Consider the following 11,377-nt stretch of genomic DNA (forward strand, 5'->3'; position numbering starts at 1 on the left):
ATGCGCTCCAATAGCAGAAGAGCGCGATCCAAGACCGCGCTCCTCGAAATTCGTCGGCACACATAATGCCAAGCGGTTTTAGATGCAACTTCCCGCCGGAAGTTACGCCACCGCAGCCTTCAGAGCCTTGGTCAGGTCCGTCTTCTCCCAGGAGAAGGAACCGTCACGGCCCGGCTTGCGGCCGAAATGACCATAAGATGAGGTCTTGGCATAGATCGGCTTGTTAAGGTCGAGATGCTTGCGGATGCCCGTCGGCGACAGGTCCATGACTTCACGCAGCGCTTCCTCGACCGCAGATTCGGCCACCTTTCCGGTGCCATGCAGGTCGACATAGACCGACAGCGGCTGTGCAACGCCGATGGCATAGGAAAGCTGGATCGTGCAGCGGTCGGCAAGTCCGGCGGCAACCACGTTCTTGGCGAGATAACGGGCAGCATAAGCGGCGGAACGGTCAACCTTGGTCGTGTCCTTGCCGGAGAATGCACCGCCGCCATGCGGAGCGGCACCACCGTAAGTGTCCACGATGATCTTGCGGCCGGTCAGCCCGGCATCGCCGTCCGGTCCGCCAATGACGAACTTGCCGGTCGGATTGATGTACCAGTTGCAGTTGGCGGCTATCGGAAGGTCGCCGAGCGCTTCGCGGATATAGGGTTCGACAACCGAACGGACCTTTTTCGAATCCCAGCTTGCATCCAGATGCTGCGTGGAAAGAACGATCTGCGTAACCTCGGCGGCCTTGCCGTTCTCGTAGCGCACCGTGACCTGGCTCTTGGCGTCAGGCCCGAGCTTGCCCGCGTCGCCCTCACCCTTGTGGCGGGCTTCGGACAGCTTTTCCAGAATCTTGTGCGAATAATAGATCGGCGCCGGCATGAGATCGGGGGTTTCGCGGCAGGCATAGCCGAACATGATGCCCTGATCGCCCGCACCTTCTTCGCCCTGACGGTCGGCAGCGTTGTCCACGCCCAGCGCGATGTCGGCGGATTGCGGATGCAGAAGCACGTCGATCTTCACGGTCTTCCAGTTGAAGCCGTTCTGTTCGTAACCGATTTCACGGATCGCCTTGCGGGCCGCCGAACGGAAACGCGAAGGATTGATGAGCGGATGCCCGGCAGCATCATGGGCGATGGTGCCGTCCTTATTCTTCTTCAGGAAAGTATCCGGCACGCGCACTTCGCCGGCGATGACCACGCGATTGGTGGTCGCAAGCGTTTCGCAGGCAACACGGACAGACCACGGATCGACGCCGGTACGGCGCGCTTCCTTGTAGATCATGTCCACGATTTCATCGGAGATGCGGTCGCAAACCTTGTCCGGATGGCCTTCGGACACAGATTCGCTGGTGAAGAGATAAGAACTGCGCGACACGGGTAACCCCTCTTGAAAATCCAACGGAGAATATCTCCGCCATGGAAACACAGTAGCGCCCGGAACAGGTTCCAGCGTTCCGGGCACGGTAATGTGTTAGCGAAGTTGGGATTAAACCGTCAATGCATATTCTTGTTGCGACAGCGCCTCGGCACGAAAATTCGTTCCGCATGGCCTTTTCCGACTGTTCCCGCGCCGTGAAGTGCCAAGTCCGGCGGGACACGGCCATGTCCCGCTCCTATCGCCTTTTCAGGATATGCAGTCAGTCAGCGTCCGCAGCGAGCGACTTCACGAGATCGATGATCTTGCGGCGCACTTTGGGATCTGAAATTTTCGTGAAGGCACGGGTCAGCTGAACGCCTTCATTGGAATTCAGGAAGTCGACAACGTAGGTCGCTTCATTATCTTCTGCAAAACCGGCCTGGTTCGAGGAACCCGGCGCGTCTTCAAAAAAGAAGGAGACCGGGACATTCAGAATGGCCGAGATCGCCTGAAGGCGGCTTGCACCGACACGGTTGGTGCCTTTCTCGTATTTCTGGATCTGCTGAAAGGTAATGCCGAGATTTTCGCCTAGTTTTTCCTGACTGAGGCCCAGCATGTTACGACGAAGACGGATGCGGCTGCCGACATGCACGTCAATGGGGTTGGGCTTCTTTTTATTCTCAATCATACAACTGTCACTCCTCGCAGCTGCGAGCTTTCATTCATGCTCTGTTCATCTGAACAGCGATAACAATAAGTTTTGGGAGGTAGTCTGACGATTTTCCGCAAAAACCGTCGCCGCCGAGCCATAACATCGTAACAATATTAGTCTGTCAATGAAAACGCCTGCCGATTGGCAGTCGGAGAGCCACGCTCACCGCGAGTAAGGTTAACAGCGCTACCAGAGATTGTCGCGAGCCGGGTGGCGTGCTCCAAAATGGTGCACGAGTTGACGGTAGGTAAGCGTCAACGACCCCGACGGCATCATGCGCAAGGCCGTCAGTGATTCGACCATAAGCATCCACGACCGCTGAAAGACCATTATTGGCTGCGCGAATGAGGGGCAGCCCCTGCTCCACGGCCCGCACCTGTGCCTGCCGAAAATGCTGGTATGGTCCCGGCGTATCGCCATACCACGCGTCATTCGTCACATTGATGATGGCACTTGCCGCCTGTCCGGAATAGCCGAGTTCGTCCGGGAAAATCGCCTCATAGCAGACCAGCGGCAGAAAGCTTGTGCCGCCTTTCACGTTCAGCGCGCGGCGCGTGGTGCCGGCGGTAAACCCGCCGGGCATTTCCACCACTTCCTGAAGCCCAAGCCTGCGAAGAAAATTCTCATAAGGCAGATATTCGCCGAAGGGGACGAGATGCACCTTGTCGGCGGCATCGACTATGACTCCCCGGTCATCGATCGTGTAAATGGAATTATAATAGCGCGGCTCGCCGCCACCGGATGCTTTTTCTTCACGAACGGCACCGGTCAACAGCACTTGACCGTCCTGCAGAACTTCGCCGATCCGGGAAAGAGCCTCGGGCGTTGAGGTGAGGATATAAGGAACTGCCGTTTCGGGCCATATGATCACATCGGGCTTCGGCTTGCCTTCGGCGGGTGCTTCCGCTGTCAGGGAAACCAGCTTGTCGAAAATGGACCGGCGTTCGGCATTATCCCACTTCATGGTCTGGGCGATGGATGGCTGCACGATACGAACCGCGAGCGCGGTTTTTTCCTCGCCCAATGCGGGCGCTTGTGAAAGCGTCCACGCACCGAAGCCGATGTGGGCAGCGACGAGTATCAGAGCAAATGCGATGCCCGTCTTTGCAAACCGCCCGCCGATCAGCAATGCTGGTGCGGCAAAGACAAACACTGCCATCGCGCTCATCCCGGTGAGGCCGAGCACGGCGACCGACTGCATCAGAAGCGGCGTTGGCATGATGGCATAGCCGATGGCGTTCCACGGGAAACCCGTGAACAGAAAGAGGCGCAGCCACTCCGCCAGCGCAAAGCCGAACGCAAGCGCAACGATGCGCCCCAGGCCGTCAGACCAGAAGATACGCGCGACCATGGCCGCAAGCGCGTAGAAAAGCGCCAGAAACGCGGGCAGACCCAGAACCGCAAGCGGCAGGGCCCAGGCAAACTGGTCCGCATCGACGAGCAGCGCCGTGCCGATCCACCACAGCCCTGAAACGAAATAACCGAAACCAAACCACCAGCCGACCACTGCTGCGGGAAGCAGGCACCTGACCGGACCGGCATTCACATTGGCGATAGCGCCATCGATCTGCCAGACGAGAATGGGAAAAGAGATGAAGCCCGCTACAAAGATATCGAAGGGCGGCTGGGTCAGTGTGGCGAAGGCACCACTCAGAAAAGCGGCCAGCGCACGACGCCAGCCGCTCGACAGAATGATTTTCCCCGCCAGCCTTTCGATCATCCGGCCTCTTTGGGGGCGTCGGTTGCCGTTTCGGCTTGTGCGGGCTGTTCTCCCGGCTTGGCGGATACGACAGCGCGTTGCTGGCGGCGACGGTCAGCCGCGGAAAGCGGCACGATACGCACTTTCTTTACCCGGCGCGGATCGACTTCCAGCACGTGGAATTCGTAGCCCGGAATGGCCTGAACGACCTCGCCGCGAACCGGAATGCGCCCGAGAACCGAGAAGATCAGACCGCCGACCGTATCGACGTCCTCGCCATGCTCACCCACTTCGAAAGACGGGCCGATCTTTGCCGTCAGTTCCTCCAGATCGGCGCGTGCATCGACGACGAACACGCCGTCGGCTTCTTCGGCGATCATGATTTCTTCGTCGTCATGTTCGTCTTCGATATCGCCGACGACCATTTCGACAATGTCTTCCAGCGAGACCAGACCGTCAGTGCCGCCATATTCGTCGATGACCAGAGCCATCTGGATATGGGTCGCCTGCATGCGCGCCATCAATCCGCTCGCCATCATGGATGGCGGCACGAACAGGACCTTGCGCATGAGATTGAGTTCACCGATCGTCTTGGTGAGATCGATGCGGCCCATGTCGAACTTGGCGGCCTTGTCTTCGGCAGTCGCCTTGCTGCGCGTGCTGCTGCGGCGCGTGGTCTTCTGACGGGCCTGCTTGGTGATGTAGTTGAGAACATCGCGGATATGGATCATGCCGCGCGGATCGTCCAGCGTTTCGGCATAGACCGGCATACGCGAATGGCCGGATTTTTCGAAAAGCTCCAGCACTTCCCAGAGCGGCGTGGAAATTTCCACGGCCTCGACGTCGGCGCGCGGGATCATCACGTCTTCAACGCGGATTTCGCGCAGGCGCAGGATATTGTGCAGCATCGCCTTTTCTTCGGGCGAGAATGCTGAATCCTGTTCGCTTGCCGTGCTGGAAAGAGCATCGGCCAGATCTTCACGCAGCGAAGATGATTGGCGCGAGCGCATGAACGGGAAAATATTCGACAACAGGGAACGCTTTTCGGCCACTACGGACCGCTGCGTACTTTGCCCTTCGGCGTCTTGAGTCTCGCTGCGATTTTCGCCAGCGGACGGGGGGTGCGATGTTTGATCAGCCATGGTCAATCGTTGTTAAGGTCTCAATCGGATACAGCATAAGGGTCGGGGATGGCAAGAGCATGAAGGATTTCACGCTCGCGGCCCTCCATCACCTCCGCTTCCGCATCGGTTTCGTGATCGTAACCCAAAAGGTGCAAAAAGCCATGCACGACAAGGTGTACAAGGTGGTTTTCGAGCGGCTTTCCCTCTTCAAGAGCCTCTCGCTCGACGGTTTCCCGCGCAATGATGATGTCGCCGAGCATCGGTCCCGGCTGCGATCCGGCCTTGACCGGAAATGCCGGAAACGACAGCACATTGGTCGGCTTGTCCTTGCCACGCCATTCGGCATTGAGGGTCTGGATCGAAGCATCATCCGTGAAGACGACACTGAGTTCGCTTGCTGCGCTTTTCAGTCCAAGGTTGGACCAGGCGGCCTCGACGGACTTTCTTACGAGCCCTTCAAGGGCGTTTTCGTCCTGCCAGTTGCCGGCTTCGATCATGATATCGATATGGATCGCGTTATTTGACACGTTCTACCACGGCTCTCCATGCTGGTTAGCCGCATCACCTTTCAGTTATTAGAGCGCCGTGCGTCCAATCAGACGCACAGAAGCCTTTGCTTGAGCATGATTTATCCGACCAAAACAGGATCAGAAATCAGCCGGTGGACCGATTTCCCTGCGCAGGCGGTTCCGCTTTTCGGAATCATGCTCGGGAAAGCTGTCTGCCAAGAGGCAGACAGCCTTTGTTAAATCGTGATCCCAGCAGGCAATTGCAAGATCATTCCGAACGCGCGTGCTGTTTGCCGTCGCGGTCGTAAGCGCCGACGATTGCTGCCACCAGCGGATGGCGAACAACGTCTTTCTCCGTAAAGCGCACCTTGATGACGCCTTCGACATCATCCAGCACGCGAAGTGCTTCCACGAGGCCCGATTTCTGCCCCGGCGGAAGGTCAATCTGGCTTGGATCGCCCGTCACGATCATGCGCGAACCCTCGCCAAGGCGGGTCAGGAACATCTTCATCTGCATGGAGGTCGTGTTCTGCGCCTCATCGAGAATGACCGCAGAATGCGCCAGCGTACGCCCACGCATGAAGGCAAGAGGCGCGATTTCGATCACACCCGCGGTAATGGCACGTTCCACCTTTTCCGCCGGCATCATGTCGTAAAGCGCATCGTAAAGCGGGCGCAGATAGGGATCGACCTTTTCCTTCATGTCGCCGGGCAGGAAGCCCAGACGTTCCCCCGCCTCGACAGCGGGGCGGGACAGGATGATGCGCTCCACCAGACCGCGTTCGAGAAGCATGGCGGCATGAGCAACGGCAAGATAGGTCTTGCCGGTACCGGCGGGACCGACGCCGAACACCAGCTCCGACCGGTCGAGTGCCCGCATATAGGCATCCTGCGTCGGCGTGCGGGCAAAGATCGTCTTCTTGCGCGTGGAAATCTGGGCTGCGGAAAGCTTGCCCTTGTTTTCCATGGTCGGCAGCGTCAACTGGTCATCGGCAGCGATTGCCATGCGGAGTGCGCCATCCACATCGGATGGTCCAAGCTCATGACCCTTCTGCAGCGTGGCATAAAGATGATCGAGCGCGCGCCGCGCCTGCTCGGTCGCGGTCGGCTCACCCCGGATCGACAGCTGGTTACCCTTGGAGCGGACATCCACGCCAAGCTTCTGTTCGATACGGGCAAGGTTTTCATCGAACTGACCGTAAAGCGCGCTGGCAAGACGGTTGTTGTCGAAGGTGAGCACGATATGGGCCATATCCGAGGCCCCGGTCGTCGGGCTTTTTTGCGTTTGATTGGTTGGCTTGGCAGACTTCAGCTTTTCCGTAGCGCTCAACCGTATCTCCTTAAAGCACAATCCTGAAAAGTAGGGGACTTTTCAGACCAGACTATGCATGAACGCAAACCGTCCACGCATTGCAATCATAGTCTCGACAGGATTACCGGCAAGCGACTCAATACGCCGAAATTTTCTGCCTCGGCATCATCATGCCTTCAGGCCAGTTTTTGCGCAATAAGGCTGTTGGTGCCTGTGGACGTGATTTTCACATGAATGATGTCGCCGATCCGGTCCTGATTGTCATCGATGATGACAGGCAGCAGCCATGGCGAACGGCCCACCATCTGGCCCGCAACGCGACCCGGCTTTTCGAGCAGCACATCCATCTCGCGACCGATCATGGAATCCTGGAACGCATATTGCTGTTCGGACAATAGTGCCTGAAGCCGCTGGAGGCGTTCATCCTTGACCGCTTCCTCAACATGATCGTCAAGATCGGCACCCGGCGTGCCGGGACGCGGCGAATATTTGAACGAATAGGCCTGTGCGTAATTGACCTCGCGCACGAGCTGCATCGTGTCTTCGAAATCCTGATCGGTTTCACCGGGGAAGCCGACGATGAAATCCCCCGACAACGCCATATCCGGCCTGACTTCGCGGATACGCTCGATGAGGCGCACATATTCACCCGCCTTGTGACGGCGGTTCATCGCCTTGAGAATGCGGTCCGAGCCGGACTGCACCGGCAGATGCAGATAAGGCATCAGCTGGCGCAGGTCACGATGGGCGGCAATCAGGCTGTCATCCATGTCGCGCGGATGGCTGGTCGTGTAACGAAGGCGGGCGATACCCGGAATGCGGGCCAGACGAAACAGAAGTTCGCCGAGGCCCCATTCGCGGCCATCGTCACCAGCGCCGTGCCAGGCATTCACGTTCTGGCCGAGCAGGGTCAGTTCGCGCACGCCGCTGTCGGCAAGGCGCTCGGCCTCCGCCACGATCTGTTTCACGCTGCGCGAAACTTCCGAGCCGCGCGTATAGGGAACCACGCAGAAGGTACAGAACTTGTCGCAGCCCTCTTGCACGGTCAGGAACGCTGAAACACCGCGCTTGCGCGTTTCCTCGCGCCTCGGCGATGGCAGATGTTCAAATTTATCCTCGAGAGCGTATTCGGTCTCCACCACCTTTTCGCCGCCGCGAACCCGCGCAAGCGCATTGGGCAGGCGATGATAGGTCTGCGGCCCGATGACAAGATCGACATTCGGCGCACGGCGCAGGATTTCCTGTCCTTCCGCCTGCGCCACGCAGCCCGCAACGCCGATGGTCAGTTCCTTGCCATTCGCTTCACGCGCATCCTTCATCTTGCGCAGACGGCCAAGCGCGGAATAGAGCTTTTCCGACGCTTTTTCGCGAATATGGCAGGTATTGAGCAGAACCAGATCGGCATCATCCGGCGTATCGGTCGCGACATAGCCTTCCGCTGCAAGGCTGTCGGCCATGCGCTGGCTATCGTAGACGTTCATCTGGCAGCCATAGGTCTTTACGAAAACCTTGCGCGCATTCGGGCGCTCTGCCGCGGGGTCGAGTTCGGTGATATTGTCGCTCATGCGCGGCTATCTACAGCTTTTGTCGTCATTTTGGAAGGTGACAATCTGACGGCTGTCATTCTTCGGGGATATCACGCCCCAGCAATGCGCTTTGCAAAAGCGCGCGCACCCGGTTTTCCATTGTGCGAGCAAGCGCCTTGCGATCTGTCTCGGCGGTTACGACAATGGGTTCTCCGAAACGCACCTCGACGTCTATCGCACCCTCGCGCAAGATGCCTTTGAGATGCGGCATCAGTTGGACATCGCCCGGCCACGACGCAATGGGGCGGAAATAGCGGCCCATCGCCATGCCGTGAACCCCCGTATAGGCGATGGCGACCGGCTGAACCATGACTTCAGGCACATTCGCTTCCTTGATCGCGGCGTGCGCGGCACCGAAAAGCGCCGTTTTGAAAGGCAGAACGCGATTGCCGTCCGATGTCGTGCCTTCGGCGAACAACACCATTGCGTCGTCGGTCGCCAGACGCCGCGCAATCTCCGACGTCTGCTCTCCGGTCTTGCCTCGCCGCTCGCGCTCCACGAAAACGGTACGCTGCAAGACGGCGAACATGCCGAAGACGGGCCAGTCGCGCACTTCCGATTTGGCGATGAAGGACACCTGCCCTACGGCCGACAGCACGACAATGTCGCTCCATGATGTATGATTGGCGACAAGGAGAAGCGGGCGGCCTTCGTGCATCTGGCCGACGGTCCTGATGCGGAAGCCGAAAAGCCGCGCCACGACGCGGTGGAAGAAGTTCGGCAGGCTGCGTTTCCAGCCGTTCTTCAGTTTCAAAAACAGATATTGCACCGGAATCAGCGACAGGCTCAGCGCAACCATGGCCGCGACGACCAGGAATATCCGTATCGCGCCGATCATGGCGCCCTCTTCAGGTCACGCCGCAAGATGAGGGCCGCCGAACGCCCATTCGCCGTTTCGTAATAGGCCGGACGGTCGCCAATTTTCCGGAAGCCGAGGCGGCGATAAAGCGCCTGCGCGGCGACATTGGCCTCGTCCACCTCGAGAAAAAGCGTTTCGGCCCGTTCCTGGTAGAGATGGCGCAGCACGGCATCCATGAGCGCACGCCCCACGCCCTGCCGCTGCACGTCGCGCGCGACGGCGATGGTAAGGATTTCGGCTTCTCCTGCGACCAGACGAGCCAGCACAAAGCCGCACGCATCGTTCGGCTTGCCTTCCGCACGCGCCACAAAGCCGAACACAGTGTTTTCGCCAATCAGCGACCTGAAATCATCGGAGCTCCAGCCATGATGGAAGGCGGCGGCATGAATGCGCTGGATTGCATGGCTGTCCTGTGCGTTCAGCGGTTCTATCGAAACCTCCCTGCGACCGAAACGGCCGAACGGCAAGCCCATCATCGGCTATTCCCCAGCGCTCTTCCGGGGCAGCGCAAACCCGACCTGTGGCTTTGCATCAGGCCCGCGCATGTAAAGCGGCTTCGGCGCATCCCCCGGCTGGCGCGAGCCAGCGAGACGCGCATAAACGCCGATTGTCGCGGTCGGCTCTGACGGGCCGAGCGCGAAACGCCCCCCAACCGTTTCTTTGATTGAAACGGAAGCAGAACCCGCAAGAACCGTATTTTCCGCCTGGGAAGCGGCAAGGGCCTCTGCCTCCTCCCGTGACAGGACCAGAGGCTTATCGCCTGGCAAACCCTTCGCATCGAATGATTGCGCATAAATTTCGCCGCGATGCGCGTCGAGGAGGACGAGCACCGGCTTTTCAGGGGTCGTGAGGCGGCTTTCAGCGGCCAGCGCTTCGAAGGCTGTGATGCCGAGCGCCGGAACGCCGAGGGCCAATGCAAAGCCGCGCGCCGCCGAAACGCCGATACGCACGCCGGTAAACGATCCGGGCCCGATATTGACCGCGACCCGATCCATGTCACTGAGCGATAGTTTCGCCTCCGTCAAAGCGCGTTCTACATAGGTCATCAATACTTCCGCGTGTCCTTTGCCGATGTTTTCGCTCACATCGGCAAGCACGAGATCGCCATCGGAATCGTAGACGGCAACGGAACACCACGAAGCGGCAGTATCAAGCGCGAGTATTTTCATGCGCAACCGGGTAAATCAGATTTCGCGCTGCGACAAGCCGCAACTTGGTGGAAGCCCAATCGGCCCGGTTTTTTAACCGACCCACGGAACAAAATCTGTCGGCATGCATTTTCCCACCGGGTGCGGGAATGTTTTGCGTTGCCTTGAAGGTAACGAAGGCCCTCCGGCAATCGAGCCTTGTAAGGATCTGGCGGGTTCGTTTGTGTTGGAACAGCTGCCCACGACCATGAGCGACATTCTCCCAGTCTCTCCTAGCCGGATCGAGCAAAAGGATGTGAGGATAAAATGCCCCAGAAGTCGATGCATGCAACCCGCAACGATCTTCCTTCCAACACGAAGACGACAATGATCGCGCTGCTTAACCAAAACCTCGCCACGACAATCGATCTTGCCCTCATCACCAAGCAGGCTCACTGGAATCTCAAGGGGCCGCAATTCATCGCCGTTCATGAAATGCTCGATGGCTTCCGTGCCGACCTCGACAACCATGTCGATACGATTGCCGAGCGCGCCGTACAGATCGGCGGCACGGCCTACGGCACGACGCAGGTGGTTGCCAAGGAAAGCAAGCTCAAGCCTTATCCGACCGACATCTATGCCGTTCACGACCATCTGCTGGCATTGATCGAGCGCTATGGCGATGTCGCCAACCTGCTGCGCAAGTCGATCAAGGATGCAGATGAAGCGGGAGACGACGATACGGCTGACATCTTTACCGCCGCGTCCCGCAGCCTCGACAAGGCGCTGTGGTTCCTCGAGGCCCATGTTCAGGAAACGAACTGACATGAGAGCCTGACGGCCTGGCAACCGTCGTTTCTATAAAGGCCGGGAAATCCCGGCCTTATACATTTGAGGCCGGAACGGTAAACTTCGTTCCGGCCTCGTTTGTCATTGGGGTGAATGCAACACCGCACTGACGGCTGCAAAGAAGTTGGGTCGTGCCCGGCAGGAACTTTCGTTCGTAAAAAAGCAGAACCCTTTGCAGCTTTTGAGGTCTTGTCGCACCGTTGAGAGAGCTTCGCGCTCGCGTATAAGGGAGACCAGCCTCATGTCTTATACT

The 11,377-nt window shown here is 58.6% G+C and carries 11 protein-coding genes; 1 reads left to right on the forward strand and 10 read right to left on the reverse strand.

Features of this window, described 5'->3' with window-relative positions; genetic code table 11:
* Positions 1–102 precede the first annotated feature (102 nt).
* From metK to tsaB, 10 genes are all read right to left on the reverse strand, one after another.
* Positions 103–1,365, reverse strand: coding sequence for a methionine adenosyltransferase (gene metK / locus ACS5UA_RS20750; protein WP_112672408.1), 1,263 nt, complete (start codon positions 1,363–1,365; stop codon positions 103–105).
* Between the two features lie 262 nt (positions 1,366–1,627).
* Positions 1,628–2,035, reverse strand: a complete 408-nt coding sequence (locus ACS5UA_RS20755; RefSeq protein ID WP_006468145.1) for a helix-turn-helix domain-containing protein — start codon at positions 2,033–2,035, stop codon at positions 1,628–1,630.
* A gap of 145 nt (positions 2,036–2,180) precedes the next feature.
* On the reverse strand, positions 2,181–3,779 hold the full coding sequence (lnt, locus tag ACS5UA_RS20760; RefSeq protein ID WP_112672406.1) for an apolipoprotein N-acyltransferase: 1,599 nt from the start codon (positions 3,777–3,779) through the stop codon (positions 2,181–2,183).
* Positions 3,776–4,900 carry a hemolysin family protein gene (locus ACS5UA_RS20765; protein ID WP_443101737.1) on the reverse strand — a complete coding sequence of 375 codons (1,125 nt, stop codon included), beginning with the start codon at positions 4,898–4,900 and terminating at the stop codon, positions 3,776–3,778. Before ACS5UA_RS20765 ends, lnt begins: the two co-directional genes overlap by 4 nt.
* A 20-nt stretch (positions 4,901–4,920) precedes the next feature.
* A complete protein-coding gene (gene ybeY / locus ACS5UA_RS20770; RefSeq protein ID WP_112672404.1) occupies positions 4,921–5,409 on the reverse strand; it encodes an rRNA maturation RNase YbeY in 489 nt (162 codons plus the stop codon).
* A gap of 250 nt (positions 5,410–5,659) precedes the next feature.
* Positions 5,660–6,721, reverse strand: a complete 1,062-nt coding sequence (locus ACS5UA_RS20775; protein WP_021587621.1) for a PhoH family protein — start codon at positions 6,719–6,721, stop codon at positions 5,660–5,662.
* A gap of 158 nt (positions 6,722–6,879) precedes the next feature.
* Positions 6,880–8,268: a tRNA (N6-isopentenyl adenosine(37)-C2)-methylthiotransferase MiaB gene (miaB, locus tag ACS5UA_RS20780; RefSeq protein WP_112672402.1), complete on the reverse strand. Its 1,389-nt coding sequence runs from the start codon at positions 8,266–8,268 to the stop codon at positions 6,880–6,882.
* A 55-nt stretch (positions 8,269–8,323) separates the two neighbouring features.
* Entirely contained in the window at positions 8,324–9,127 is an 804-nt protein-coding gene (locus ACS5UA_RS20785; protein ID WP_112672400.1) for a lysophospholipid acyltransferase family protein, read from the reverse strand.
* Positions 9,124–9,624: a ribosomal protein S18-alanine N-acetyltransferase gene (rimI, locus tag ACS5UA_RS20790; protein ID WP_112672398.1), complete on the reverse strand. Its 501-nt coding sequence runs from the start codon at positions 9,622–9,624 to the stop codon at positions 9,124–9,126. The genes ACS5UA_RS20785 and rimI overlap by 4 nt, the downstream gene beginning before the upstream one ends.
* Before the next feature lie 3 nt (positions 9,625–9,627).
* On the reverse strand, positions 9,628–10,317 hold the full coding sequence (gene tsaB, locus ACS5UA_RS20795) for a tRNA (adenosine(37)-N6)-threonylcarbamoyltransferase complex dimerization subunit type 1 TsaB (RefSeq protein ID WP_112672396.1): 690 nt from the start codon (positions 10,315–10,317) through the stop codon (positions 9,628–9,630).
* Between the two features lie 285 nt (positions 10,318–10,602).
* On the opposite strand from tsaB, the gene dps reads away from it, so the two are divergent.
* On the forward strand, positions 10,603–11,100 hold the full coding sequence (gene dps, locus ACS5UA_RS20800; RefSeq protein ID WP_112672394.1) for a DNA starvation/stationary phase protection protein Dps: 498 nt from the start codon (positions 10,603–10,605) through the stop codon (positions 11,098–11,100).
* Positions 11,101–11,377: the final 277 nt, after the last annotated feature.

Origin of the sequence: Brucella sp. RRSP16 (genome assembly GCF_052246815.1) — a bacterium.
GTDB classification, from domain to species: Bacteria; Pseudomonadota; Alphaproteobacteria; order Rhizobiales; family Rhizobiaceae; genus Brucella; species Brucella intermedia.

Coding starts and splice junctions, on each gene's coding strand:
- ACS5UA_RS20755 (WP_006468145.1), bottom strand. CDS start 2,035: ATGATTGAGAATAAAAAGAAGCCCAACCCCATTGACGTGCATGTCGGC.
- lnt (WP_112672406.1), bottom strand. CDS start 3,779: ATGATCGAAAGGCTGGCGGGGAAAATCATTCTGTCGAGCGGCTGGCGT.
- ACS5UA_RS20765 (WP_443101737.1), bottom strand. CDS start 4,900: ATGGCTGATCAAACATCGCACCCCCCGTCCGCTGGCGAAAATCGCAGC.
- miaB (WP_112672402.1), bottom strand. CDS start 8,268: ATGAGCGACAATATCACCGAACTCGACCCCGCGGCAGAGCGCCCGAAT.
- ACS5UA_RS20785 (WP_112672400.1), bottom strand. CDS start 9,127: ATGATCGGCGCGATACGGATATTCCTGGTCGTCGCGGCCATGGTTGCG.
- rimI (WP_112672398.1), bottom strand. CDS start 9,624: ATGATGGGCTTGCCGTTCGGCCGTTTCGGTCGCAGGGAGGTTTCGATA.
- tsaB (WP_112672396.1), bottom strand. CDS start 10,317: ATGAAAATACTCGCGCTTGATACTGCCGCTTCGTGGTGTTCCGTTGCC.
- dps (WP_112672394.1), top strand. CDS start 10,603: ATGCCCCAGAAGTCGATGCATGCAACCCGCAACGATCTTCCTTCCAAC.